The sequence below is a fragment of the Salmonella sp. SAL4457 genome (assembly GCF_046548235.1).
In the GTDB taxonomy this organism is placed as follows: Bacteria; Pseudomonadota; Gammaproteobacteria; order Enterobacterales; family Enterobacteriaceae; genus Salmonella; species Salmonella enterica.
Window position 1 is genome coordinate 67606 of record NZ_JBGDZO010000002.1, and the last position, 25696, is coordinate 93301.

A 25696-nucleotide genomic window follows, 5' to 3' on the forward strand; every position below is an offset into this window, starting at 1 on the left:
TCGTTGTCTTCGGGAGTGGGAAATGAAGCCTTTTTTGCGCTGGTGTTTCGTTGCGACAGCACTTACGCTTGCAGGATGCAGTAATTCCGCCTGGCGTAAAAGTGAAGTCCTCGCAGTACCATTGCAACCGACTTTACAGCAGGAAGTGATTCTGGCGCGTATGGAACAGATTCTTGCCAGTCGGGCTTTAACCGATGACGAACGCGCACAGCTTTTATATGAGCGCGGAGTGTTGTATGATAGTCTTGGTTTGAGGGCATTAGCGCGAAATGATTTTTCACAAGCGCTGGCAATCAGACCGGATATGCCTGAAGTATTCAATTACTTAGGCATTTATTTAACGCAGGCAGGCAATTTTGATGCTGCCTATGAAGCGTTTGATTCTGTACTAGAGCTTGATCCAACTTACAACTACGCGCACTTAAACCGCGGTATCGCATTGTATTACGGCGGCCGTGATAAGTTAGCGCAAGATGATCTGCTGGCGTTTTATCAAGACGATCCCAATGATCCTTACCGCAGCCTGTGGCTGTATCTTGTTGAGCAGAAGCTTAATGAGAAGCAGGCGAAAGAAGCGTTAAAAGCACGCTTCGAAAAATCGGATAAAGAGCAATGGGGATGGAACATTGTCGAGTTCTACCTGGGCGACATTAGCGAAGCAACGCTGATGGAAAGGCTCAAGGCGGACGCAACGGATAACACCTCGCTCGCTGAGCATCTCAGTGAAACCAACTTCTATTTAGGTAAGTATTACCTAAGTCTGGGGGATTTGGACAGCGCCACGGCTCTGTTCAAACTGGCGGTGGCCAACAACGTTCATAACTTTGTTGAGCACCGATACGCATTGTTGGAATTATCGCTCCTGGGCCAGGACCAAGATGACCTGGCAGAATCGGACCAGCAATAGCTGACGAACATATCAGCCCGTAATCTTTTTGATTGCCATCACCTTCGCGGGTGAGGGCGTTGTTGTTCGTTAATACACCTACTTTGAGCCGGTTCACACTTTTCAATGAAAATTGCAGATCAATTTCATGATGAGTTATGTAGACTGGCCGCCATTAATTTTGAGGCACACGTACTACATGGCTGAATTCGAAACCACTTTTGCAGATCTGGGGCTGAAGGCTCCTATCCTTGAAGCCCTTACCGATCTGGGTTACGAAAAACCATCTCCAATCCAGGCAGAGTGCATTCCGCATCTGCTGGGCGGTCGCGACGTGCTGGGCATGGCCCAGACCGGTAGCGGCAAAACCGCAGCGTTCTCTTTACCGCTGCTCAACAATCTTGATCCTGAGCTGAAGGCACCTCAGATTCTGGTGCTGGCGCCAACCCGCGAACTGGCGGTACAGGTTGCCGAAGCCATGACGGATTTCTCTAAACACATGCGCGGCGTAAACGTGGTTGCCCTGTACGGCGGTCAGCGTTATGACGTGCAGTTACGCGCCCTGCGTCAGGGGCCGCAGATCGTTGTCGGTACGCCGGGACGTCTGCTTGATCACTTAAAACGTGGCACTCTCGACCTCTCTAAACTGAGTGGTCTGGTGCTGGATGAAGCCGACGAAATGCTGCGTATGGGCTTCATCGAAGACGTTGAAACTATTATGGCGCAGATCCCGGAAGGTCATCAGACCGCTCTGTTCTCCGCCACCATGCCGGAAGCGATTCGTCGCATTACCCGCCGCTTTATGAAAGAGCCGCAGGAAGTGCGCATTCAGTCCAGCGTGACTACCCGTCCTGACATCAGCCAGAGCTACTGGACTGTCTGGGGCATGCGTAAAAACGAAGCGCTGGTGCGTTTCCTGGAAGCGGAAGACTTTGATGCGGCGATTATCTTCGTACGTACCAAAAACGCGACCCTGGAAGTAGCAGAAGCGCTGGAACGTAGCGGCTACAACAGCGCCGCGTTGAATGGCGATATGAACCAGGCGCTGCGTGAGCAGACTCTGGAACGCCTGAAAGATGGTCGTCTGGACATCCTGATCGCCACCGATGTTGCGGCACGTGGTCTGGACGTTGAACGTATCAGCCTGGTGGTGAACTACGATATCCCGATGGACTCCGAGTCCTACGTTCACCGTATCGGTCGTACCGGTCGTGCGGGTCGCGCCGGTCGCGCGCTGCTGTTCGTTGAGAACCGCGAGCGTCGTCTGCTGCGCAACATCGAACGCACCATGAAGCTGACCATTCCGGAAGTGGAACTGCCGAACGCAGAACTGCTGGGCAAACGCCGTCTGGAAAAATTCGCCGCGAAAGTTCAGCAGCAACTGGAAAGCAGCGATCTGGATCAGTACCGTGCGTTGCTGGCGAAAATCCAGCCGTCTGCTGAAGGTGAAGAGCTGGATCTCGAAACGCTGGCTGCCGCACTGCTGAAAATGGCGCAGGGCGAGCGTCCGCTGATTCTGCCGCCGGATGCGCCGATGCGTCCTAAGCGTGAATTCCGTGACCGTGACGACCGTGGTCCGCGCGAGCGTAATGACCGTGGCCCGCGTGGCGACCGTGAAGAACGTCCGCGTCGTGAACGTCGTGACGTTGGCGATATGCAGTTATACCGCATTGAAGTGGGCCGTGATGACGGCGTTGAAGTTCGTCATATCGTGGGCGCTATCGCTAACGAAGGCGACATCAGCAGCCGTTACATTGGTAACATTAAGCTGTTCGCGTCTCACTCCACCATCGAGCTGCCGAAAGGTATGCCGGGCGAAGTGCTCCAGCACTTCACGCGTACCCGCATTCTGAACAAGCCGATGAATATGCAGCTGTTGGGTGATGCTGTTCCGCACGCGGGCGGCGAACGTCGCGGCGGTGGTCGTAGCTTCAGTGGCGAACGTCGTGAAGGCGGTCGTAATTTCAGCGGCGAACGTCGTGAAGGCGGTCGTGGTGATGGTCGTCGCTTCAGCGGCGAGCGTCGTGAAAGCCGTGGTCCGCGTCGTGATGACTCTACCGGTCGCCGTCGTTTCGGCGGTGATGCGTAACTCACGCTGACCTGCGCATTCACAGCGTAAAGTAAAATATACAGCCCCGATCGTCACAATCGGGGCTTTTTTTATTTCTTTTGTACTCGTGTACTGGTACAGTGCAGCGTATTGAGAGATAGTCACACTATAAATGACTGGAGAGAGAGCTGAATGGCAACACTTACCACCACCCAAACGTCACCTTCGCTGCTTGGCGGCGTGGTGATTATCGGCGGCACCATCATTGGCGCGGGGATGTTCTCCCTGCCGGTGGTCATGTCCGGGGCGTGGTTCTTCTGGTCGATGGCGGCGCTGGTCTTTACCTGGTTTTGTATGCTGCACTCCGGGCTGATGATCCTCGAAGCCAACCTTAACTACCGCATTGGTTCGAGTTTCGACACCATCACCAAAGACCTGTTGGGCAAAGGCTGGAACGTGGTAAACGGCATCTCTATTGCCTTTGTGCTCTATATCCTGACCTACGCCTACATTTCGGCGAGCGGCTCGATTCTGCACCATACCTTTGCTGAGATGTCGCTGAACGTGCCGGCACGAGCAGCAGGCTTTGTCTTCGCGCTGCTGGTGGCGTTTGTTGTCTGGTTGAGTACTAAAGCGGTGAGCCGCATGACGGCCATCGTACTGGGCGCGAAGGTGATTACCTTCTTCCTGACCTTCGGCAGCCTGTTGGGGCACGTTCAGCCTGCCACGTTGTTTAACGTGGCTGAAAGCCACGCGTCATATACGCCGTACCTGCTGATGACGCTGCCATTTTGTCTGGCCTCTTTTGGTTATCACGGTAACGTACCGAGCTTGATGAAATATTACGGCAAAGATCCGCGTACCATCGTCAAATGCCTGATTTATGGGACGTTACTGGCGCTGGCGCTCTATTCCGTCTGGCTGCTGGGGACGATGGGCAACATCCCGCGTCCGGAATTTATCGGCATTGCGCAGAAAGGCGGCAATATTGATGTGCTGGTACAGGCGTTGAGCGGCGTGCTGAACAGCCGCAGCCTGGATCTGCTGCTGGTGGTGTTCTCTAACTTTGCGGTCGCCAGTTCCTTCCTTGGCGTGACGCTGGGGCTGTTTGACTATCTGGCGGATCTGTTTGGTTTTGATGACTCGGCAATGGGACGTTTTAAAACGGCGCTGCTGACTTTCCTGCCGCCGATGATTGGTGGCCTGCTGTACCCGAACGGTTTTCTGTACGCCATTGGCTATGCAGGTTTAGCTGCAACTATCTGGGCGGCCATTGTGCCTGCGCTGTTGGCACGTAAATCTCGCGAACGTTTCGGCAGCCCGAAATTCCGCGTCTGGGGCGGTAAACCGATGATTGCCCTGATTTTGGTCTTCGGTGTTGGCAACGCGGTTATCCATATTCTGTCGAGCTTTAATTTGCTGCCGGTGTACCAGTAATTGAACGAGCCGGATGAGCTGTTTTCATCCGGCAATATTTCACAAGTCCGCGAAATGGTATCAAATAAAACCCTGTTTATTATAAAGTTCTTCGGCGAGTGCTTCCCCGTGTTCATCGAAAAAAGCATCGGCGATAGTTAAATTTTCTGCCTTAGGATTTGCCGTTATTCTGCTACCATTGGCGTCAAATTCGAGCGCGATGGCGATCTCCGAACCCCACCAGTAATAATAAATTAGCGCAAAATTATTTTCCCCTGGCGTAATAAATTTCTCGATTCCCCGCACACAGGCCATGAGTGGCATGAACATTTCATAGCTCTCTGAGAGAAATATGTGATCCATCGTGACTATCTGTGTTTCTTTATTAAAGTTGATATGTTCAGCATAGATATTCTTTTCACTTTCACCAGAATTACATGTGGCAAGATTGTTAAGCATTTTTGCAGGATCGCCGTACAACCTTTGCTCCTCAGTAAACCATGGCAACCAGTCGTCATAGTCTTTAATATTTGTTGCCGGTGAATGGAAAAATTTCTTGAGGTTACTCTCGGTAATATGTGCATGAAGAAAAAAGGAAGCAGGTTCACTCATGATGATTTTCTCTGGTAATAAGTCGATTTATTCATATCCCTGTTCGGCCATGATAAAACGATTACTATTTTATAAAAGTACAGAACTGGACCTTTCCTCTATTTCATATCATAGGAAAATATATACTTGAACTGGTTCAGAATAAGCGGAATACGAAAATGGGGCGTAAAGGACTACTCGCTATTGTATTATTGAGCCTGTTTATCGCTTTTATTTTAAAATTTTTCTGGCTCACTCCGTACGATGAAGACGTTTACCTGCCAGTGGAAAAACCTGTCGCATCGTCTTTAAAAATCATTCACCCCGGCGACCAGTTATTTATCCGCATTCTGAAAGCGGAAGATAAGCTGGAACTGTGGGCAAGCGCCAATAGCAAGCCTTACAAACTCTACAAAACCTGGACTATATGCGCATGGTCTGGTGGCTTAGGGCCAAAACATAAACAGGGAGACGGTAAAAGCCCGGAAGGCTTTTATGCCACCAACAAAGGGTTGCTTAACCCAAACAGCCGCTATCATCTGGCATTTAATATTGGCTACCCGAATGCTTACGATCGGGCAAATGGCTACACCGGTGATTTCATTATGGTTCACGGGAACTGCGTTTCGGCGGGTTGCTATGCCATGACTGATGCCGGTATTGAAGAGATTTATCAACTGGTGGCGCAGGCGCTAAACAGCGGGCAGAAGAACGTGCCTGTCCATATCTTCCCATTTACGATGGATGACGAAAATATGCGCCAGGCGCAAGCATGGCCGGAATATAATTTCTGGCGTATGTTGAAGCCCGGCTATGATTATTTCGAAAAAAATCACCGATTGCCAACCATCACCGTTGAAAATCGGCGTTATAAAATCAGCCCAACAACTCTTCCTTAACATCCATCGCCAAATCAAACGAATGCAGCCGCGCCTGATGATCGAAAATCTGCCCGTTTACCATAATTTCATCCGCCTGGGTCTCCCGCAGGATGGATTCCAGCCCGTGGCGGACTTTCGCCTTATCACCGACCAGCGACATACTCAGCGCCTGTTGCACGCCATACTGCTCGGATGGCGACCAGAAGGTCTCCATATTCTCAATCGGCGGCGGCAGTTGGCCGGTTTCCCCACGGCGTAGCTTCACGAAAGCCTGCTGCATGGAGGTAAACAGGAATTCGGCGTCGCGGTTGCTGTCGGCGGCGATAATATTGATACACACCATCGCGTACGGTTTTTCCAGCCGCGCTGAAGGTTTGAACTGGGTACGGTACAGATGCAGCGCCTGGAACAACATATCCGGCGCGAAATGCGAAGCAAAGGCGAACGGCAGACCAAGCTGGGCCGCCAGTTGCGCGCTATACAGGCTGGAGCCCAGCAGCCAGACCGGGACCTGCTCGCCGTAGCCGGGCACCGGGCGCACATGCGGATTAGGATCGCGAGCGTCGAACCAGTCCACCAGCTCTGCGACATCGCGTGGAAAGTTATCAATATCGCCGCTCATATAGCGACGTAGCGCGCGCATCGTCGGCTGATCGCTACCCGGCGCGCGTCCCAACCCTAAGTCGATACGTCCCGGGTAGAGCGTATTCAGCGTGCCGAACTGCTCGGCAATCACCAGCGGTGAATGGTTAGGCAGCATCACGCCGCCGGAGCCAAGATGTAATGTTGTGGTATTGGCTGCCAGATAACCAATCAATACCGAGGTCGCCGCGCTGGCGATACCGGTCATGTTGTGATGTTCTGCCAGCCAGTAGCGGTGATAACCGCGCTTTTCAGCCAGCCGTGCGAGATCCAGCGAGTGCGTGAAGGCTTCTTTTGCCGAAGATCCTTCAGGGATCGGCGCCAGATCCAGCACCGAGAACGGAATAGTTTTGTCAGTCATAACGGCTCACTTTGTTACCGGTTAATCTTTTAATACTGCATTAAAGATTAGCGAATGTTGTTAACAAAGTGAGCTTTATGAGACTGACGGCAAAAACAATGCCCGATGGCGCTGCGCTTATCGGGCCTACGGGATCGCTATTTGTAGGCCGGACAAGGTATTTATGCCGCCATCCGGCTAGGCCTGTAGCTCCAGACCTGCCAGCCGCTTCCAGTAGCCGTTACAGTCGCTATGCGCGGCAAGCGGTAATGGCGCGCCGCCGTTTTCGTTAGCGCGAAAGGCATCAAGCATGGCAAATGTCTCCGTCCCCAACGGCGACAGCCGCACGATATCGACCAATCCCTGCATCGACGTCAGTTCGTTGCCAAGGTTATAGACATAGCCGCTCATGGTCTGAATACCGTTAAGCACAAACACCTGCTGATTCTCTTGCGAGAGCACGTCACGACCGTTTGGATACTTGATACAGCAGGTTTCGCACTCATCTTTCGGGCGGTCTTCCGAACGGGCGGTAAAGCAGCGAGCGGAGTAGGCCAGCGGCAGATGCCCGTAGCTCAACACTTCCACTTCAAACTGATTGCGGATGCCCAGTTCATCGCACTGATTAAGCAAATTCACCAGCCAGTCGCGGGACAGCTCCACCGGCATACACCAGCGTACCATGCCTTCTTTCAGCAACCGGCGCAGCGTGACCGCGTTGTAGCAGTTCAGCGCATGGCCGGCGACAAACGGCAGTTTGCGCTCGGCGCACAGATTCACCACGCCAAGATCGCTGGCTTCCAGCAGAAAATCGCCGTTGTCCACATAGCGTTTCAGCTCGCTTAATTCAGATGACGCCTGTACCAGCGCCAGGGTGGAGAGCGCCACCTGCTTACCGCTGGCGGCGAGGGATTTCGCCATTTCCAGCCAGTCGCCGACTTTGGTTGCGCGACGCTTGCTGCACACCGCTTCGCCCAGATAAATGACGTCAGCGCTGCTTTTTGCGGCCTGCTGATAAAAATCTTCCAGCGTCTCTTTCGGCCAGTAATAAAGCACCGGTCCTAAGGAATATTTCATAGCTCCTCTCACTGCCATTTACGGTGATATGCGCCAAGCGTGGTTTGGGTGCCTTCGGACATCGCGCCGAGCGTCTCCATCCAGTCGCGCTGTGGAACGAAGTTTTGCGGGGCGGCTTTGCAGCGATCGATCGCCTGGCGCCACACTTTCGCCACCTGGCTGACATAGGCCGGGCTGCGCTGGCGGCCTTCGATCTTCACCGAAGCGATGTTCGCCGCCATGAGCTCCGGCAGCAGTTCCAGCGTGTTCAGGCTGGTTGGCTCCTCCAGCGCGTGATAGCGCTCGCCGTCCACTAAATAGCGGCCTTTACACAGCGTTGGGTAGCCTGCGTTTTCGCCATCCTGGTAACGGTCAATCAGGACATCATTCAGGCGCGATTCCAGCCCCTGCGGCGTTTGCTGCCAACGGACAAAGCGGGCGGGAGAGCAGGCGCCGACGGTATTGGGCGACTCCCCCGTCAGGTAGGAAGAAAGATAGCAGCGACCTTCCGCCATAATGCACAGGCTGCCAAACGCGAATACCTCCAGCGGCACCGGCGTGACGCGGGCCAGTTGTTTTACCTGGTGAATCGACAGTACACGCGGCAGTACTACACGGTGGACATCAAAGTTGCGGTGATAAAAGCGAATCGCCTCTTCGTTGGTTGCCGAGGCCTGAACGGAAACATGGCGCTCAATATGCGGGTAACGCTCTGCGGCATATTCCAGCATAGCGAGGTCGGCAAGAATCAGCGCGTCGGCGCCAAGCTGCGCCGCCATATCCACGGCGCGCTGCCAGCGGGCATAGCCGTCCGGATGCGCAAAAGTATTAATGGCGATGTGTAATTTGCGGCGATGCTGGTGAACAAAACTCACCGCTTCCTGCAATTTTTTTTCGGTAAAGTTAAGGCCGGCAAAATGACGGGCATTGGTATCGTCTTTTAACCCGATATAAACGGCGTCAGCGCCGTTTTCGATGGCCGCCTTCAGCGCCGGGAGATTTCCGGCAGGGCAGAGCAGCTCCATAATTTATCCTGAGGGTTACGTCTGAGACGCAAAATTGTTAACGAACAGGGATTTTAGTTAACCTTGCTGCGACAATTTTTGATTTAAGGCAGTTAAAGGCGTATTGGTAACACCAATAATGGGGTAGAAAATCAGACCCAATTGTTGATTTACGCCGCCATGTGATTTATTGGATATGGCAAAATAACAGGACTATTGAAACAGGGAGTAAAGCTCGTGTTAGATAAACTGCGTTCACGCTTAGTCCATGCTGGCCCGTCTCTGATGAGTGTACCGGTTAAACTGACGCCCTTTGCGCTAAAGCGCCAGGTTCTGGAACAGGTTCTGAGCTGGCAGTTTCGTCAGGCGCTGGCCGATGGAGAGCTGGAATTCCTCGAAGGTCGTTGGTTAAGCATTCATGTTCGTGACATCGACTTAAAATGGTATACCACGGTTGAAAATGAAAAGCTGATCGTTAGCCAGCAGGCGGATGCTGACGTCAGTTTTAGCGCCGACGCCAGCGATCTGCTAATGATCGCCGCCCGTAAACAGGATCCGGATACGCTCTTTTTCCAGCGTCGACTGGTCATTGAAGGCGATACTGAGTTAGGGTTGTATGTGAAGAATCTGATGGACGCCATCGAACTGGAGCAGATGCCGAAAGCGTTACGCGTTATGCTGCTGCAACTGGCGGATTTTGTTGAGGCGGGAATGAAAAACTCGCCGGAAACCAAACAGACCTCGGTAGGTGAACCATGCTAATTCGAGTAGAAATTCCTATTGATGCGCCTGGTATTGATGCGCTGTTACGCCGTTCATTCGAAAGCGATGCGGAAGCGAAGCTGGTTCACGATTTGCGTGAAGATGGTTTTCTGACGCTCGGACTGGTGGCCACGGATGATGAAGGTCAGGTGGTGGGCTATGTCGCCTTTAGCCCGGTTGATGTGCAGGGCGAAGATTTACAGTGGGTCGGCATGGCGCCGCTGGCGGTCGATGAAAAGTATCGCGGGCAAGGGCTGGCGCGCCAGTTAGTGTATGAAGGGCTGGATTCGCTCAACGAGTTCGGCTACGCGGCGGTCGTGACGCTGGGCGATCCGGCGTTATATAGCCGCTTCGGTTTTGAACTGGCCGCGCATTACGATCTTCACTGCCGTTGGCCCGGTACGGAAAGCGCTTTCCAGGTACACCGTTTGGCTGAGGATGCGCTGGAAGGCGTGACGGGGCTGGTGGAGTATCACGACCACTTCAATCGTTTTTAAGCACCGGCGTTTGCAGGCTGGACAGCAGCGCCTCAAACGCTTCGCGTTCCGTCACAAGGCGCTCCTTCTGGCGCTTTGTGAGCTGTTTGATGCGATACTCTATGCGCAGGGCCTGCGAGCGATTGCCGACCTGCGCCGCAAACGCCAGCGTTAACTCGCCTTTTCCCCGTAATGCTTTTGCGCCTTTTCCCGTTTGATGCTGCCTGTAACGACGCGCCACATCGGTGGTTATTCCGGTGTAAAGCGCATTGTCTGCAGTACGAATCAGATACAGATACCAGGGTGTCATTGTCGCCATCAGCATGATAATTTTCAGGTTCCCAGTATAAGCGAGAATAAAGATGGACACACTTACCGCTATTGGCCGTTGGCTGGCGAAACAACACGTGGTGACCTGGTGCGTACACCATGAGGGAGAGCTGTGGTGCGCCAATGCGTTTTATTTGTTCGATGCGCAAAACGTCGCGCTGTATCTGTTAACGGATGATAAAACCCGCCATGCGCTAATGTCCGGCGCGTGCGCGCCAGTTGCGGGAACGGTCAATGGTCAGCCGAAAACGGTGGCGCGCATTCGCGGCGTACAGTTTAAAGGGGAAATTCGCCGTCTGGAGGGGCAGGAGAGCGACGCCGCGCGTAAAGCTTACCTTCGTCGCTTCCCGGTCGCCAGGGTGCTGCCAGCGCCGGTATGGGAAATCCGGCTGGATGAAATTAAATTCACCGACAACACGCTGGGGTTTGGTAAAAAACTGCACTGGTTACGCGACTCACGCGCCCAGCAGGCGTAGCGCCTCGCGGTTAAATGCCGGCAGGTCGTCAGGCGTGCGGCTGGTCACCAGCTGATCTTTATCGACGACGACTTCCTGATCGTAAAATTCCGCGCCCGCGTTCTTCACATCGATAATAATCGGTTTCACCGCCGTGAGTTTGCGGCCACGAATGACATCGGCGCTGATCAACAACTGCGGGCCGTGGCAAATGGCAAAAACCGGTTTACCGCTGTTAACGAAATCGCGGGTAAAATCCACGAAACGGCTGTCGCCGCGCAGGTAGTCCGGCGAATGACCTCCCGGCAATAGCAAGGCGTCGAACTCGTCGGGACGAACGTCATCAATAGCCTTATCAATGGTGACGCTGGCCTCGCCTTTTTTTCCTTTCACCGTTTTACCCGCCTCTTTTTCGATGGTGATGACCTCATGGCCGGCCTGACGGAATTCTGCTGCCGGCGAGGTAAATTCTGAATCTTCAAATTCATCGGTAATCAAAACGGCAATTTTCTTACTCATGCGTTTCCTCCGCAGTGGTGGCGTCGGGTAAGGCAAATTTTCCACAATGATGGATACTTACCTCGTAGACTATTAAGCCTGGTCGATAGGGCCGAGAGTGCAAGGTGGACAAATCTGTAAAGGAGCGAGGATGAGTCAGGTACTGATTACCGGCGCGACCGGACTGGTCGGCGGACATCTGCTGAGAATGTTAATCAACACGCCGCAGGTGAGCGCTATCGCCGCGCCGACGCGTCGCCCGCTGACGGATATTGTCGGCGTTTATAACCCTCACGATCCGCAGCTTACCGATGCGTTAGCTCAGGTGACCGACCCGGTAGATATTGTTTTTTGCTGCCTGGGCACGACCCAGCGTGAAGCGGGAAGTAAAGCGGCGTTTATTCATGCGGATTATACGCTGGTGGTTGATACCGCGCTGACCGGACGTCGACTGGGTGCGCAGCACATGGTGGTGGTCAGCGCAATGGGAGCAAACGCGCACTCTCCGTTTTTCTACAATCGGGTGAAAGGAGAAATGGAAGAGGCGTTAATCGCACAAAATTGGCCTCGTTTGACGATTGCCCGGCCTTCTATGCTGCTCGGCGACAGAACAACGCGGCGGGTGAATGAAACGCTTTTCGCTCCGCTATTCCGGCTGTTGCCAGGAAACTGGAAATCGATTGATGCGCGGGATGTGGCGCGGGCCATGCTGGCGGAAGCGCTGGCGCCAGCACAAGAAGGCGTGACGATTCTGACCTCATCGCAACTGCGGGAAAAAGCGGAATAGCGAAGCCGGATGATTTACCGGATGGCGACGCGGTTTACACATTCTTATCGCCACCCGGCACACCGGTTACTTAATATACGTAAAGGCGGTGGTCACGCGTTTCACGCCGCTCACCCGGCTGGCGATGTCCGCTGCCGCTTTACCTTCACGTTCAGTCACCAGGCCCAGCAGGAACACTTCGCCATTTTCGGTGGTGACTTTCACGTTTGACGATTTTACCTGATCGCTGGTCAGTAGCTGTGAGCGAACTTTCGTGGTGATCCAGGTATCGTTAGAGGCGGTCCCCAGGCCGATAGGCTGACCCTGGCGAATCTCGTTATAGACCTCGGTGGTGCCTTCAACGCCCATCGCTATCTGTTTAGCGCGTGCGGAGAGTTCGCTGTTTGGCGACTGGCCCACTAACAAAACTTTGCCCTGATAAGCCGTGACATTGATGCGCGTCTCTTTTTTGATTTGCTCATCTTTCGACAGCGCGCTGCTGACACGCAGTTCCAGCGTTCCGTCATCCACCTGGGTGCCCACGCTACGCGGGTCGGTTGCGGCTTTGGTGCCGACGGCTGCCGTACCCACTACCGCGGCGGCGACGCAACCTTGCAATAGCAACGCAGAAATAAGGACTGCGAGCGGCGAAAATGCCTTCATGTGTACTCCTTAATCATCCTGGTGAGGAAAAAGCGTGTTATCGATCAAATCGCACAGGCAGTTTACCGTCAGCATATGCATTTCCTGAATGCGCGCGCTGTGGTGTGAAGGGATACGAATTTCGACATCCTGCGGCCCTAATAGTCCGGCCAGCTCACCCCCGTCATACCCGGTTAGCGCCACAATGGTCATGTCACGTGTGACGGCTGCTTCAACGGCTTTTACGATATCGCGACTATTACCACGCGTAGAGATCGCCAATAAAACATCGCCTGCATGTCCCAGCGCCCGGACTTGTTTTGCATAAACTTCATCGTGCAGGCGATCGTTAGCGATCGCAGTTAAGACCACATTATCGGTATTTAGTGCAATGGCGGGTAAACTGGGTCGCTCCGTTTCAAAGCGGTTAATCATGCTGGCAGCAAAATGCTGTGCGTTGGCCGCGGACGTCCCGTTTCCACAACAGAGGATTTTGTTGCCGTTAAGCAGGGAATGAACCAGCGTCATGGCGGCGCGGGAAATGGCATCCGGAAGCGCTTCCGCCGCAGCAATTTGAGTTTGAATGCTTTCTGTAAAGCAAACTTTGATTCTTTCGAGCACGCTAATCCTTAAAATCTTCAATTATGAGTGGTCGTTAAACGCATCCCGAAACCACTCAATCTCATTTCCGGTGAAGGCTAACACATCGAACCGACAATCCACAGTATCAAAACTCCCATTCTGGCGGGCGAGCCACAAGCGGGCAGTATGTAATAATTTGTGTTGCTTGCTGCGGGTCACACTAGCCGCCGCGCCGCCATAAAGCCCGGAGCGCCGATAGCGGACCTCAACAAAAACCGTCGTTTTTCCGTCGCGCATGATCAGATCGATTTCGCCGCCGCGCTCGCGCACGTTGGCGGCGATAAACCGCAGTCCTTTGCTTTCCAGCCAGCGACGCGCGGCAGCTTCCCACGCGTCGCCAGCCTGTTTACGCGTTAGCTGGCGGGAACAATCTCCCCTTGCTGGTATTTGAGCCATGATAACTTCCTGTTAATCACACAATCCGGGCTGGCGGTTAATGCGCCGGTATTACCATTGATCTCAAATCCCTGCACCTGACGCATCTGCGAAAAGTGGTTCGCCAGCGTCCAGGCATCCACGCCCATGGCGTACATCCGCGCCAGAGAATAGTCGTTATGTACAGCGCTCAGCGCCTGCTGCATCAACGGCATATTGCCGCCTGCCAGCATAGGAATTTCACTGTATTGTAAACCCTCCATTTCCAGACGGAAGTCGGGGCCGGAGGTGCCTTGCGCGCTGCGAGAGCTGGCATACAGCGTCGCGCCGCTCTGGGTGCCGTTACGCATGGCGATCATCGGTTTGATAAAGCCAATCTCTTCCGGCGTAGCCAGAATATAGACTGCGTCTACGCGTCCGCCGCCGGTGATTTGTGCGTCGGTCGGCGGCGCAGGGATAGTCAGACCGCCAATGGTGACGCCAGGCTGCGCAGGCACGCTGGCGGCGAGCGGGCTGCCCGTCAACGCGATACCCGCGCCGCCGTTCACGCCCATTTTCAGCTCGGCTACGGAGCCGAATTTTTGCTGTAACACGATGCCGCCGCCCAGTTTTTGCCACTCCTGGGTGAAGGCGTTCGCCACGCGATCGCCAAGCGTGCTGCGTGGGATCAACAGCAGCGGCGACTGCTTGCCCTGGTCATAAATATGATGCGCCGCATCACGGGCTTCATCTTCTGGAGAGAGCGCGAAATAGCAGATATTAGGGAAGCTACGTACCGTTTCCGGCTGGTTGAGTGCCAGCACGTTGAGCGGCGTGTTGCTTTTCATCAGCGCTTCCACATTGTTTTTCAACAGCGGCCCGACCACGATACTGGCGCCGTCTTGCTGAACCTGAGCAAGCACCTGATCCAACGGCTGGGAAGAGGTATCGTAGATTTTTAATTCAGCGGAGGGATCCGCCGGCGCGCTTGTTGTAGCAGGGGGAGTTTGTGGCGCGCTGACTGGCGTAGCGGACTGGGATGGAGCGTCATCAGTCAGATCGCTCACCGAGGCCTGCGACGGACTGGCGACGCCGTTGGTCATTTGTGGCTGCGTCTCCTCCACGCCAGGTTCTACCGGCGCGTCAGGCGCGGCGGCAGGCTGCATCTCTACCGCCTGGGTGCCGAGGTTTTTCGCGGCTTCGAAACCTTGCTGGATGGTACGGCCAAACACGGCAGCCTGACCGTTCAGCGGCAGCAGCAGAGCGATTTTGCTGGTGGAAGCCGGTTTGAAACGTTGTACATTGACGAGCTGCGTCGGCAGCATTTTCGCCCCCGGATTTTGCGGGTAGCGTTTTTGCCAGTCGGCGATCCCAGCTTTCAGCATGTCCGGATCGTTGCGGTTGTCAAACCAGACGCGTTGCAGATCCAGCCAGCCCTGAAGCACATTTTCATCGGCGTTGATAACCAGCGTCCTGGCCTGATCCGGCGTCATGGCGGAGAGCGCCTGCCAGGTGGCGTCGATATTTTTTTGTTTATCTTTCGCCGCCAGTAGCGGTTCCTGGGCGATTAACGCCCGCAACAGGGTAAGCGACGGGCGTCCCTGGCTGGCAACGATCTGCGCCTGCCAGTAACGCGCTTGCTGATTTGGCGCAAAGTCGGCAGGTTTTAGTTTATCCAGCAAGGCCTGCGCGCCTGCGACATCTTTTTGCGCCAGTTTGATTTCTACCGCTAATAAAGACTGTTCGCGACGCTGGGCATCGTTCAGATTTTGCGGGAGTTGATTGAACAACTCGACGGCCTGCTGGCTTTTTCCTTCTTTCAGCAGTGCATGAATGGCGAGTAATTGCCAGTTGGTCTTGCTATCATCTGCGCTTTGCTGCATCTGATGCAGGTAAAAGGCGGAGTCAGCTTGCGCTGAACCCTGCATATAGGCTGCGCTTTGATCTGGCGCCTGGGTGCCGCACCCGGCGAAAAGTAGCGCAGCCAGGACGACAGGCAGCGCGCGCGCGGCGTTCAAACGAGAAAATGTTGAGGGTACCATACTGTATCCAGTGATATTTTTTTACGCAATGCTCAATATTAAATCGGCAATACGGACGACACAATGAAACAAAACGAATCGGCGGATAATTCTCAGGGCCAACTCTTTATTGTACCTACTCCTATCGGTAATCTGGCGGATATTACCCAGCGTGCGTTGGAGGTGTTACAGGCTGTAGATCTGATTGCCGCTGAAGATACTCGTCACACCGGTTTATTGCTGCAACATTTTGGGATTAATGCCCGGTTGTTCGCGCTGCACGACCATAACGAACAACAAAAAGCGGAAACGCTGGTCGCGAAGCTAAAAGAAGGGCAGAACATTGCGCTGGTTTCCGACGCCGGTACGCCGCTGATTAACGATCCGGGCTACCACCTGGTGCGTACTTGTCGCGAAGCGGGCATCCGTGTGGTGCCACTACCGGGGCCATGTGCTGCTATCACTGCATTAAGTGCCGCAGGTTTGCCATCCGACCGTTTCTGCTATGAAGGCTTTTTACCGGCGAAATCCAAAGGCCGCCGTGATGCGCTAAAAGCCATTGAAACGGAACCGCGAACGCTGATTTTTTATGAGTCAACCCACCGCCTGTTAGATAGCCTGGAAGATATCGTCGCGGTATTGGGAGAATCCCGTTATGTGGTGCTGGCGCGTGAGCTGACCAAAACCTGGGAGACGATTCACGGCGCGCCGGTCGGCGAGCTGCTGGCGTGGGTCAAAGAAGATGAAAACCGTCGCAAAGGCGAAATGGTGCTGATTGTCGAAGGGCATAAAGCGCAAGAAGACGACCTGCCCGCCGACGCGCTGCGCACGCTGGCGCTGCTACAGGCAGAACTGCCGCTGAAAAAAGCGGCGGCGCTGGCAGCAGAAATTCACGGCGTGAAGAAAAATGCGCTGTATAAGTATGCGCTGGAGCAGCAGGAAGAGTAAAAGCGAGCGCCCGGGAACCGCCTTTTATCGCCATCGCGTTAATACTCAATCAGGTGATTGATGTGGGTAAATTGATGGGGGCATTGGGCGGTGATAGCGGGCCGGGCCTTTCCTTCGGGCTTACTCTCGCGATCCGCAACGCATAACCGACTCCTTATTTAGACGATCATTAATTCCACGCCTGTTTTCGCTAATGCCGCTTTATCCTGTTTGCTGATAGTGTCATCGGTTATCACACAGTCGATCTTGTCCATCGGCAATACCTGGTTAAAGCCGCGACGGTTAAATTTGGTCGCGTCCAGTACCGCGATAACTTTGTGTGCCGCCGCCGCCATGACGCCGCTAATGGAATAACCTTCGTTAAACGTGGTAATACCGTTTGTCGCATCAATACCATCCGCCCCGACAAACATGACATCGGCGCTGATGCCGTGTAGCGATCGTTCCGCAATCGTGCCGTGCATTGAGTGGGTTTTATGCCGTACCGTACCGCCGCAGACCACCAGCGTGAGATCTTTATTTTCTGATAGCGTAAAAGCGGCAGGCAAGCTGTTAGTGATCACCGTAATATTGCTTTTTCGCGCGAGCGCTTCCGCAATCAGTAATGTTGTGCTCCCGCTATCCAGAATGATGGTCATTCCTTCTTCAACCATTGCCGCAGCCGCCTGGGCAATCCGCTTTTTCGGATCGCTGGCGAGTTGATACCGATCTTCCAGAATGACTTCCTGATTGTCGCCTTCCGACAGATGACTTCCCGGTTTTGCCGCGCCGCCATGAAAACGGGTGACAAGGCCTTTCTCTTCCAGCAGACGCAGGTCAGCACGGATAGTCACTTCAGAAATACCAAAGGTATTTGAAAGGTCCATCACTAGCACGCTGCCTTGCGTATTAATCAGGTCGACAATTTTATTTCTTCGCTCAAATGAGTTCATATTGATTTGCCTGATAATTAACTGTAACTAGTTTAAACGAAGGATTGCGAAAGGTGAACGCTAAATTTCGAAAGGAAATGTGAGCCAGCGCAGGTTGCTGGCTCGTACCATCAGGAAAGTTGAAGTAAGATTTTGCCCTGCATGGACGCGCCATTAAGCGCTTTGACTGCTTCTGCAAAGCTTTCCGCATCGCCGCGGTGGGCAATGAGAGGGGTCAGTTGAAGACGTTTTTCAGCTAACAGGCGCGCTGCGGTTTCCCATTCTTCTCCTGGCCATGGCGCGGAGTAGTTCATCCAACTGCCGAGGAGCGTGAGCTCTTTACGCAAAATTAACCCGAATGTGCGCGTCGTCAGGGTGAGATCGTGATGTAACGTCCCCACCAGCGCCAGTTGCGCTCGCGGCCCGGCGATATCGATAGCCAGCGAGACGGTCTGGGGAGTTCCTGCCGTTTCGAGAACCAGTTGATCAAACTGAATGTCGGACAACGCGGTCTTGATGTCGTCGGCGGTCATTTCCCGGCTATTACAGGTATGCGTTGCGCCGAGCGCTTTCGCCAGTTCCAGTTTCTGCGGATTGATATCAATCGCCGTTACGCTTCGCGCGCCCAGTTCCCGCGCGCACTGTAAGGCCAGCAGGCCAATTGTCCCGGCCCCGACGATAATTACGTTTTTCCCCTCGCAGCCCTGCGCCAGATGAAAGGCGTGTAAGCCCACGGTAATCGGTTCGATAAACGCGCCATCTTCAATCGGCATATCAGACGGCAAGCGGAAAAGATTGGCCCGTTTGACCACCACATATTCCGCATTACCGCCTTCGCTGCGCGATCCTACAAACTGATACTGTTTGCATAAAGAAAAGTAACCGCGTTCGCATTGCGGACAGTGAAAGCAGGGAAGAAGCGGGACACAAGCGACGGCATCGCCAGGCTGCATATCCGTTACGCCTGTGCCGTAGGATTCAACGTAGCCGCTGAATTCATGGCCTAACGTAATAGGATAATAATGGGCGCCCTGCGCGAAAATACGCGGGATATCCGACCCGCAAAGCCCTGAGCTAACGACTTTGACCAACACATCGTCCTCGGCTTGCAGTTGTGGTAAGGGACGTTCTTCAACGCGCACGTCTCCCTCAGCGTGAATAACCACTGATTTCATAACATTCTCCAGGAAGGTGAGGGGAGCGATTGCTCCCCTAAAATTAAGAGGCGATTTGACTTTGCTGTAGCGCCGTGGCTTTCTCAGCCGCGACAAACTGTCGGGCGCGACGCCAGGTCAGCAGTACGCCGGCCAGATAGATAATGGCAATGACGGCGAAGCCGACGATATTCTGCCAGGTAAAAAGTTGAATCAGCAGCCAGGTGATGGGAGAACCGCCCTGATCCAGCGAGGCGACTTGTCCGCCTGCTTTTAGCGCTCCGGCATTGGCAGCCAGTTGGGTATGCAGGCCAATCGTCTGGGTGGCTATCCACAGGGTGATACCCATGATAATGACACCTGAAATCAGCGTGCGGAACAGGTTGCCCTGGTGTACCGCGACCGCCATCGCAATAAAGAAACCGATGGTGGCGAGGTCGCCGAACGGCAGCACCTGGTTTCCCGGTACTAAGACGGCAATCAGGATGGTCAGCGGAATGAATATCAGGCTCGCGGAGACAACAGAGGTATGACCGAGCAGTAGCGCTGGATCAAGGCCTATCAGGAACTCCTGCCCGCCAAATTTGGCCTGTAGACGTTTACGCGCATGTTTCGCGATAGGCGTTAGGCCATCCATAATAGGTTTAATGACGCGTGGCATAAGCAGCATCACCGCTGCGGTTTTGACCGCCAGTTGCAGAACGGCTTTGGCGTCGTAGCCTGCCAGCACACCAATCACCAGCCCCATCACGAAGCCGACAGTCACCGGCTCGCCAAACGGTCCGAAGCGTTTCTGGACATCGTCTGCGCTAAAGTGAATACGATTGAGACCCGGAATTTTCTCGATAATGGTATCAACGAGTACCGCCACGGGGCCCAGGTACGCGGATGAACCGTGTGGGATAGCAATCCCCTCGAGGCCAAAATAGTCGCGGGTATCTTTGGCAAACCAGTCCCCCAGTTTGTAGACAAAGGCGGCATGAACCACAACGCCCAGAATCCCCAGCCAGTATGAACCGGTCGCCAGATGCAGCATGGCGCCCGTGAAGGTCATGTGCCAGATATTCCAGATATCAACATTCACCACGCGGGTCATGCGGGTCACCAGCATCAGAACGTTAACCCCGATGGCGACAGGGATCGCGACCAGCGCGATTTGTGACGCCCAGGTCATGGGCGATGAACCTGGCCAGCCGACGTCAATAACGTGGAGATTGATTTGGAAATGTTCCGCCATGGCTTTCGCCGCGGGGCCGATAGAATCCAGCATCAGGCCGATGACCAGACCAATACCCACGAAGCCGATACCAATATGCAAACCCGATTTAAAACAATCCCCAAGCTTCATTCCCAGCAGTTTAGAGAACACGATGATCACCAGAGGCAACATCACCGTTGGGCCTAAGTCGAGGATATAACGCATTATTTCGCTAAACATACGTTACCCCATGAGAATGGACAGAATTTTTTTCTGTAATGCTTCAATACCCACGCCGGAAACAAAAGGCATACCGTGAACGACGGGAATATCGCCAAAGGCGCGATCGACCCTGGCAGTGGTACAGATAAGATCGGCGCCGTCCATATAGGTTTCGATTTCGGTGACCCGGCATTGCACTAAGTCGAGCTCAATATGGTTGGCATCACATAGCTCTTTAATTTCTTCCGCAGCCATCGTTGAGGTTGCAACCGCACCGCCACAGGCCACAATTACTTTACGTTTCATAGGGTATTCCTCATTATTATCAATTTATTATCAAACCTGGACGCACTGCTCAGGCTCAAGGATGGTTTCCTGAAAGCGTATCGCCAGTTCGGCATCCGGCGCGCTTAACAGGGCATCGAGGGTGCTCGGGTTCTGTAGCTCACTAAACAGGCGGCGCAGAAGTTTTAGCTGTGCCGCCGGGTTTTCAACGATTAAGGCGATGATTAACGAAACGGCAATCTCTTCGTCATCATCCGCCTGTTGAAACATGACCGGCTTATCTGGACGAATCAGATAGATAGCGGGTGATTTCGCATGAACCGCCTCGCAATGAGGGATAGCGACGGCGTGACGCTCCAGCGCAATGCCGGTAGGAAAAGACGCTTCACGTTCCACCAGCGCCTGCGGATAACTATCATGTACCACGCCTTTCGCCAGCATCTCTTTGCCAATGTGCGCCAGCGCCTGTTGGCTCGAGTCGAATGTGATTCCGGTTCGGACAAATAGTTGGCTCATAAATTCTCCATTATTCAGGCGACATCCGGCGTGCAACCGAAGCGATAAGCGCGCAGAACATCCTGAATTTTGTCAATAATCAGGTTATGCGGCGTAGGGGTGAGCACGCCCTCAGACAGGCGTTCAAACTGTACGGGCATAAACTGGCTAATTAATCCCAGCGGCAATGTGACGTTGTTCAGATTGGCGATTAACTTCTCTACGCTTTGACGAATACGCGGGTGCGGCCAGTAATAGCGAATACGGTCAGACAAACTAAAGTGGATGTCGACCATCGCCTGGCTCCAGGTTGGACGGTAGTATTTTTTCCAGTAGCCCGGTTCGTTTAGCATAACTTCATCAATGACCTCCAGTACCCGACTACGTTGTTCCGGGGAGATCAGCTCGTTTTCCATTTGCGCAAGTGCGAAAATGGCTTCGCGCAGCGCGAAAGTGAGCGCCGGGCCGACCTTCAGAATGGCGTAATGATCGCGTACCAGCGCACGGTAGGCCTGTCGCGTCTGATAATCAGTCGAATGCGCTTCATAGACCATCGGCGTTTCTTTTATCCATGCGGAGAGCGCCTGTGCCGCCTGCGGCTGATAATGAATAATCTGGGTATGATCAAATTCAACGCCCGGCTGCACCACAATGGCGATCACGCGTGACAGTGCTTCTTCCAGACCTGATTCACGAAACGCGATTTGGTGAGTTTCCAGCGTACGGGCAGCATCGACTTCGCGGGTGACATGAACGCTGCCGATGGTACTGGCTTCACCGCCAGGAACGGGCACTTCCGTGCCGATGACATAAGTCAGATGGCATTTTTGTTCTTCGTTTGCGGTCTCTTCTGCTGCTTTACAAAGCACGGCGGCACGGCGTGCAACGACCATCGGATCCAACGGTGTCGGGTCGTCAGCGCAGGACATCGACGCGTCCAGGTGAATTTTGCTAAAACCAGCGGCGACATACGCTTTTATTAACTCAACTGACTTTTCCATTGCCGCCGCTGCCGGTTCGTTCTGCCAGCAGTTAGGCCCTAAATGATCGCCGCCAAGAATCAACCGCTCACGTGGAAATCCCACTTCCTGAGCAATGCCATAAACAAAATCACGAAAATCAGCCGGTTTCATTCCGGTATAACCGCCAAACTGATTAACCTGATTGGATGTGGCTTCAATCAATACCTTGTTGTCAGTATTGAGATCGAAAAGCAGAGCTGATTCGATAACCAGGGGATGAGCAGAACAAACTGAACAGATGCCCAGATGTTCTCCTGCTTTATGACGAGCAATTATTTCTTTCACTTTTATCTCCGAGTTCTTTCGTTTTTCTTCTTCGAAAGAATTTATAGGCTTTCGTAATGTTGTTTTGTGATTTTGATCTGATAAATGAAAGTTGCGAAAGGAAATGTAAGGTAACGAAATGGTGTGTAATGTCTGTAACTTCACTTTGTCATGAAAAACCGTACCCGCCGGAGCGGGCACGGAGGAACAAATGAAGGCTAATTAAACAATCGAGATAGCCAACTGCGCTTTGGCTGCATGACTTCTGGTGGTGGGGTAACGGGAACGGTGATCATCTCGCCTGCACCAGAGGCGATAAGCTCCCCGATTTCACGTAGTGCCTGCTGTGCATCTTCGCCCTGCGCCCGGAACAACAAGCGATGCCCCTTTTTCGCGCCGAGCGACACCACTCGCATCAGGTTTTTCCCGTCCACCGGGCCGGAGGCGCTATCCAGATTTTCTACCGTAATGTGGCTTTGAAACTGTTTGATAAACTTCACCAGTACCGCACTGGGTCTGGCATGTAAACCATGCGGATTATGGATGACAAACGTTGCCTGCTCACCCTCCTGCAACTCCACGGCTGCTGGCGCATTGGTCGTCGATCCAGTCAGTAGCGCTAAAACCTGACTGGGGGATTCGGCTTTAGCCAGTGCTTGCAGAATAGCGTCATCGCTGAGCACGCGAGTCAGTTGGCGCAAAATCTCAAGATGTTCATTGGAGCGCGCGGCAATTCCGGTGACCAGATACGCGGTATTGCCGTCACCCCAGTCAACGCCGTGGCGAAAAACGATTACCTTTACACCGGTTTGTAATACTGCATCGCGAGACTCTGGCGTACCGTGTGGGATCGCGATTCCATTTCCCAGATAAGTGGAGATCTGTGCTTCGCGATCCAACATGCCGCGTAAATAGTCAGTCGTGGTATTGCCAGCCGCAGATAACTTTTCCACCACACGGTGCAGAGCGGTGACTTTATCGAGGCGCTCATCGCTGATAAAAATATCGTGTTCACAGAGCTGCATTCTGACCTCCAGCCTTTGCTACAGGAGTTGTGTTGACTGAATTTTTGCGCACAGCCCACAATCTCCATAGGCCAAGCATCACCGCACCACATGCAGAGCCCGCAAGGATACATAACACCCAGGCCAGCGGCTGACTCACCAAAGGTAAAATTAAGAAGCCGCCGTGAGGAGCCGGAACCTGAATACGCAAGCTGTAGCTAAGTACTGCGGAAATGCTGGAAGCAATCATCATCATCGGGATGACACGCAAAGGATCTTTAGCTGCGAAAGGAATCGCGCCTTCAGTGATGTGTGTACAACCGAGGATATAGTTAACCATGCCTGCGGCACGTTCTTCCTCGCTAAAACCTTTTGGAAAGAAGGTGGTCGCCAGAGCAATTACCAGTGGTGGAGTAATACATGCGGCAGACACACCAGCCATAAAGTAGAAGTTGCCCTGGCCCAGTAAAAGCGTGCCGGTGACATAAGCGGCTTTGTTTACCGGGCCGCCAAAGTCAAAGGAGCACATTGCACCCACCACAATACCCAGCAATATTGGATTCGCTTCCTGTAGCGATGCCAGCCAGTTCATCATGCTATTATTGATAGCTGCGACAGGTTGCCCAAGCAGCGACATCAACACGCCAATAACCAGTACGCCAATGAGCGGCATAATAAAAATCGATTTCAGGCCTTCATACTGACGCGGTAAGCCTTCGAGTCGATTCTTTACCCATAACATCAGGTAACCGGCGGCGAATCCGGCAATTATCCCACCAAGAAATCCTGCGCCGGTAGCATTTGCCAGTAAGCCGCCGACAAATCCAGCCACCATCCCTGGTCTGCCAGAAATAGAGAATGCAATATAAGCGGTAAAGACCGGAACCATAATCGAAAAGGCTTGCTGACCGATTTTCATTAGCATTGCGGCGGTTGCATTGTATTCAGCTGAATTAGGATCAGCGGAATAAATCCCCCATAAAAACGACACCGCAATTAATATGCCTCCGGCAACTACAAAAGGTAGCATATTTGAAACACCACTCATCAGGTGCTTATAAATTTGTCGCCCCAGTGATTCTTTTTCGATAATTTCCGTGCTGGTGGTTGCTTCGCCTTTACGTATTGGGGCTTCACCATTAATAACTTTATTAATCAGCTCCGCAGGATGATGGATTGCTTCTTTTACCGGTACTTCAATAACCGGTAAACCATTAAAGCGATCAGGTAAGACATCTTTATCCGCCGCAATAATGACTCCGGCAATATCTACCAGATCAGCAGGTTGAATGGCATTTTCAACGCCACTGGCACCATTGGTTTCAACTTTTATTTCAACAGATAATTTTTTCGCGGCATTTTTTAAGGCTTCTTCAGCCATAAATGTATGCGCAATACCGGTAGGGCAGCCGGTCACTGCAATGATCTTTTTCATAAGCAGACCTTATATTGTAATTTAACCTACAGCTTTCTGACGTGGATTTGCGAAAGTAAGGTTTCTATTGCCGCAAGTTGGCCTAGTCCGGCAGAACTTGCGACATCAGCTCCTGTTGCACTGGCAAGAGATAAGGCATATTCCACTTCTCCTGTAGATAACCACTGGCTGAGAAAGGCGGCCAGTGCAGCATCGCCTGCACAGGCGGAGCTCACCAAATCAACCGTTGGCGCGCTACAAAACCAGTAATCAATCCCATTGGAGAAATACATTCCTTTAGCGCCAAGGGTTAGCAGAACATTTTGTGCACCAAGTGCATGTAAAGTGGTTAGAGTATTTTTCGCATCATTGTCGTCAGAGACAGTTAAACCGAATATTGCTTTAACCTCTTCATCATTTGGTTTAATTAATAACGGTTTGAACTCCAGTAACTGACGTAATGACGGATGACTAATATCTAAAATTACGCCGATATTTTTTTGCTGACAAATATGCATAATTTCTGCGTAAAAGCGACTTTCAATACCTTGTGGCAGGCTGCCGCTTATCACCAGATATTCTGCATCGGGCAGTTGCGAAATAATCGTGATGATTTGTTGTTTACATTCATCTGGAATATATGAGCCAGGGTTGACCAGTTTATATTCCTGCTGCCCGTCATGAATGAAAATATTAATCCGCGTGGGTTCTTCTACCCATGCTGGTGTGACTGGCATTTTTCGGGTACGCAGGCTTTCTACAATATAATGCCCGGTGAAACCACCAAAAATGCCTAATATATGCGCAGGTATTTGAAAGTGATCCAGAACCAGCGCAACATTTACCCCTTTACCATTTGGGCAAAACTCGGTGTGGTGAGTGCGATTGACAATATTTGGCTGTAAAGGATCGCTAAATATATTCATATCAATCGCGCTATTAAGTGTTAGCGTGTAGATCACAGGCG

29 protein-coding genes are annotated in these 25696 nt (G+C 52.9%); 10 read left to right on the plus strand and 19 right to left on the minus strand.

Features of this window, described 5'->3' with window-relative positions:
• Window positions 1–22 precede the first annotated feature (22 nt).
• From nlpI to mtr, 4 genes are all read left to right on the plus strand, one after another.
• Window positions 23–907, plus strand: a complete 885-nt coding sequence (gene nlpI, locus ACLJNW_RS07835) for a lipoprotein NlpI (protein ID WP_000802069.1) — start codon at window positions 23–25, stop codon at window positions 905–907.
• A gap of 105 nt (window positions 908–1012) precedes the next feature.
• Window positions 1013–1093, plus strand: coding sequence for a protein YrbN (yrbN, locus tag ACLJNW_RS07840; RefSeq protein ID WP_010723222.1), 81 nt, complete (start codon window positions 1013–1015; stop codon window positions 1091–1093).
• Window positions 1086–2975 (plus strand): ATP-dependent RNA helicase DeaD, encoded by a 1890-nt coding sequence (gene deaD / locus ACLJNW_RS07845; protein ID WP_000807252.1) that lies wholly within the window; start codon window positions 1086–1088, stop codon window positions 2973–2975. Before yrbN ends, deaD begins: the two co-directional genes overlap by 8 nt.
• A gap of 153 nt (window positions 2976–3128) precedes the next feature.
• A complete protein-coding gene (gene mtr, locus ACLJNW_RS07850; protein WP_000224393.1) occupies window positions 3129–4373 on the plus strand; it encodes a tryptophan permease in 1245 nt (414 codons plus the stop codon).
• Window positions 4374–4433: 60 nt separating this feature from the next.
• Here mtr and ACLJNW_RS07855 read toward each other — a convergent pair whose 3' ends face one another.
• Entirely contained in the window at window positions 4434–4964 is a 531-nt protein-coding gene (locus tag ACLJNW_RS07855; RefSeq protein WP_001294028.1) for a hypothetical protein, read from the minus strand.
• Window positions 4965–5122: 158 nt separating this feature from the next.
• On the opposite strand from ACLJNW_RS07855, the gene ACLJNW_RS07860 reads away from it, so the two are divergent.
• Window positions 5123–5842 carry a murein L,D-transpeptidase family protein gene (locus ACLJNW_RS07860; protein WP_024154685.1) on the plus strand — a complete coding sequence of 240 codons (720 nt, stop codon included), beginning with the start codon at window positions 5123–5125 and terminating at the stop codon, window positions 5840–5842.
• Here the strand turns inward: ACLJNW_RS07860 and ACLJNW_RS07865 are convergent.
• The 3 genes from ACLJNW_RS07865 to ACLJNW_RS07875 all read right to left on the minus strand — a co-directional run bounded on the left by ACLJNW_RS07865 (window position 5820) and on the right by ACLJNW_RS07875 (window position 8887).
• Window positions 5820–6827 carry a luciferase-like monooxygenase gene (locus tag ACLJNW_RS07865; RefSeq protein ID WP_023204550.1) on the minus strand — a complete coding sequence of 336 codons (1008 nt, stop codon included), beginning with the start codon at window positions 6825–6827 and terminating at the stop codon, window positions 5820–5822. The two genes, ACLJNW_RS07860 and ACLJNW_RS07865, sit on opposite strands and share 23 nt — an antisense overlap.
• Window positions 6828–7004: 177 nt before the next feature.
• Entirely contained in the window at window positions 7005–7901 is an 897-nt protein-coding gene (locus ACLJNW_RS07870) for a U32 family peptidase (RefSeq protein WP_001540959.1), read from the minus strand.
• Window positions 7892–8887, minus strand: coding sequence for a peptidase U32 family protein (locus ACLJNW_RS07875; RefSeq protein ID WP_000421309.1), 996 nt, complete (start codon window positions 8885–8887; stop codon window positions 7892–7894). Before ACLJNW_RS07875 ends, ACLJNW_RS07870 begins: the two co-directional genes overlap by 10 nt.
• Window positions 8888–9103: 216 nt before the next feature.
• On the opposite strand from ACLJNW_RS07875, the gene ACLJNW_RS07880 reads away from it, so the two are divergent.
• Entirely contained in the window at window positions 9104–9628 is a 525-nt protein-coding gene (locus ACLJNW_RS07880; RefSeq protein ID WP_000884721.1) for an SCP2 domain-containing protein, read from the plus strand.
• The gene (locus tag ACLJNW_RS07885; protein ID WP_000908562.1) at window positions 9622–10125 is read left to right on the plus strand and encodes a GNAT family N-acetyltransferase; all 504 of its coding nucleotides are present in this window, start codon (window positions 9622–9624) and stop codon (window positions 10123–10125) included. The genes ACLJNW_RS07880 and ACLJNW_RS07885 overlap by 7 nt, the downstream gene beginning before the upstream one ends.
• On the opposite strand, the gene ACLJNW_RS07890 is transcribed toward ACLJNW_RS07885, so the two are convergent.
• Entirely contained in the window at window positions 10112–10429 is a 318-nt protein-coding gene (locus tag ACLJNW_RS07890) for a GIY-YIG nuclease family protein (protein ID WP_072209494.1), read from the minus strand. The genes ACLJNW_RS07885 and ACLJNW_RS07890 overlap by 14 nt on opposite strands.
• 37 nt (window positions 10430–10466) lie before the next feature.
• Between ACLJNW_RS07890 and ACLJNW_RS07895 the strand changes: the two genes are divergently transcribed.
• Entirely contained in the window at window positions 10467–10910 is a 444-nt protein-coding gene (locus tag ACLJNW_RS07895) for a YhbP family protein (RefSeq protein WP_023204547.1), read from the plus strand.
• On the opposite strand, the gene yhbO is transcribed toward ACLJNW_RS07895, so the two are convergent.
• Window positions 10890–11408 carry a protein/nucleic acid deglycase gene (gene yhbO, locus ACLJNW_RS07900; RefSeq protein ID WP_000037599.1) on the minus strand — a complete coding sequence of 173 codons (519 nt, stop codon included), beginning with the start codon at window positions 11406–11408 and terminating at the stop codon, window positions 10890–10892. The genes ACLJNW_RS07895 and yhbO overlap by 21 nt on opposite strands.
• A gap of 130 nt (window positions 11409–11538) precedes the next feature.
• Here yhbO and ACLJNW_RS07905 point away from each other — a divergent pair, with 130 nt between their 5' ends.
• Window positions 11539–12174 carry an NAD(P)H-binding protein gene (locus ACLJNW_RS07905; protein ID WP_023204546.1) on the plus strand — a complete coding sequence of 212 codons (636 nt, stop codon included), beginning with the start codon at window positions 11539–11541 and terminating at the stop codon, window positions 12172–12174.
• Window positions 12175–12240: 66 nt separating this feature from the next.
• On the opposite strand, the gene dolP is transcribed toward ACLJNW_RS07905, so the two are convergent.
• From dolP to ACLJNW_RS07925, 4 genes are read right to left on the minus strand one after another with little or no spacing between them, the layout of a single operon-like run.
• On the minus strand, window positions 12241–12816 hold the full coding sequence (dolP, locus tag ACLJNW_RS07910; RefSeq protein ID WP_000643280.1) for a division/outer membrane stress-associated lipid-binding lipoprotein: 576 nt from the start codon (window positions 12814–12816) through the stop codon (window positions 12241–12243).
• A gap of 9 nt (window positions 12817–12825) precedes the next feature.
• Window positions 12826–13416 (minus strand): DnaA initiator-associating protein DiaA, encoded by a 591-nt coding sequence (gene diaA / locus ACLJNW_RS07915; protein WP_000893481.1) that lies wholly within the window; start codon window positions 13414–13416, stop codon window positions 12826–12828.
• A gap of 21 nt (window positions 13417–13437) precedes the next feature.
• Complete coding sequence (locus tag ACLJNW_RS07920) at window positions 13438–13833, minus strand: YraN family protein (RefSeq protein WP_000057285.1); 396 nt, start codon at window positions 13831–13833, stop codon at window positions 13438–13440.
• Window positions 13791–15833, minus strand: coding sequence for a penicillin-binding protein activator (locus tag ACLJNW_RS07925; RefSeq protein ID WP_024154686.1), 2043 nt, complete (start codon window positions 15831–15833; stop codon window positions 13791–13793). Before ACLJNW_RS07925 ends, ACLJNW_RS07920 begins: the two co-directional genes overlap by 43 nt.
• 63 nt (window positions 15834–15896) lie before the next feature.
• Between ACLJNW_RS07925 and rsmI the strand changes: the two genes are divergently transcribed.
• Window positions 15897–16760, plus strand: a complete 864-nt coding sequence (rsmI, locus tag ACLJNW_RS07930) for a 16S rRNA (cytidine(1402)-2'-O)-methyltransferase (RefSeq protein ID WP_000812295.1) — start codon at window positions 15897–15899, stop codon at window positions 16758–16760.
• A gap of 158 nt (window positions 16761–16918) precedes the next feature.
• Here rsmI and ACLJNW_RS07935 read toward each other — a convergent pair whose 3' ends face one another.
• The 9 genes from ACLJNW_RS07935 to pfkB all read right to left on the minus strand — a co-directional run bounded on the left by ACLJNW_RS07935 (window position 16919) and on the right by pfkB (window position 25691).
• A complete protein-coding gene (locus tag ACLJNW_RS07935) occupies window positions 16919–17692 on the minus strand; it encodes a DeoR/GlpR family DNA-binding transcription regulator (RefSeq protein WP_023204543.1) in 774 nt (257 codons plus the stop codon).
• Window positions 17693–17802: 110 nt separating this feature from the next.
• Window positions 17803–18846 carry a galactitol-1-phosphate 5-dehydrogenase gene (gene gatD, locus ACLJNW_RS07940; protein WP_024154687.1) on the minus strand — a complete coding sequence of 348 codons (1044 nt, stop codon included), beginning with the start codon at window positions 18844–18846 and terminating at the stop codon, window positions 17803–17805.
• Window positions 18847–18889: 43 nt separating this feature from the next.
• The gene (locus ACLJNW_RS07945; RefSeq protein ID WP_000490601.1) at window positions 18890–20263 is read right to left on the minus strand and encodes a galactitol-specific PTS transporter subunit IIC; all 1374 of its coding nucleotides are present in this window, start codon (window positions 20261–20263) and stop codon (window positions 18890–18892) included.
• Window positions 20264–20266: 3 nt separating this feature from the next.
• Complete coding sequence (gatB, locus tag ACLJNW_RS07950; protein ID WP_000824292.1) at window positions 20267–20551, minus strand: PTS galactitol transporter subunit IIB; 285 nt, start codon at window positions 20549–20551, stop codon at window positions 20267–20269.
• Between the two features lie 30 nt (window positions 20552–20581).
• Window positions 20582–21046: a PTS galactitol transporter subunit IIA gene (gene gatA, locus ACLJNW_RS07955; RefSeq protein ID WP_000080445.1), complete on the minus strand. Its 465-nt coding sequence runs from the start codon at window positions 21044–21046 to the stop codon at window positions 20582–20584.
• A 14-nt stretch (window positions 21047–21060) separates the two neighbouring features.
• The gene (gene gatZ / locus ACLJNW_RS07960; RefSeq protein ID WP_000658627.1) at window positions 21061–22332 is read right to left on the minus strand and encodes a tagatose-bisphosphate aldolase subunit GatZ; all 1272 of its coding nucleotides are present in this window, start codon (window positions 22330–22332) and stop codon (window positions 21061–21063) included.
• 197 nt (window positions 22333–22529) lie between these two features.
• Window positions 22530–23336 (minus strand): HPr family phosphocarrier protein, encoded by an 807-nt coding sequence (locus tag ACLJNW_RS07965; protein ID WP_001175241.1) that lies wholly within the window; start codon window positions 23334–23336, stop codon window positions 22530–22532.
• Window positions 23323–24750, minus strand: coding sequence for a PTS fructose transporter subunit IIC (locus tag ACLJNW_RS07970; RefSeq protein ID WP_023204541.1), 1428 nt, complete (start codon window positions 24748–24750; stop codon window positions 23323–23325). The genes ACLJNW_RS07965 and ACLJNW_RS07970 overlap by 14 nt, the downstream gene beginning before the upstream one ends.
• Before the next feature lie 26 nt (window positions 24751–24776).
• Window positions 24777–25691 (minus strand): 1-phosphofructokinase, encoded by a 915-nt coding sequence (gene pfkB, locus ACLJNW_RS07975; RefSeq protein ID WP_001748603.1) that lies wholly within the window; start codon window positions 25689–25691, stop codon window positions 24777–24779.
• Between the last annotated feature and the right edge of the window lie 5 nt (window positions 25692–25696).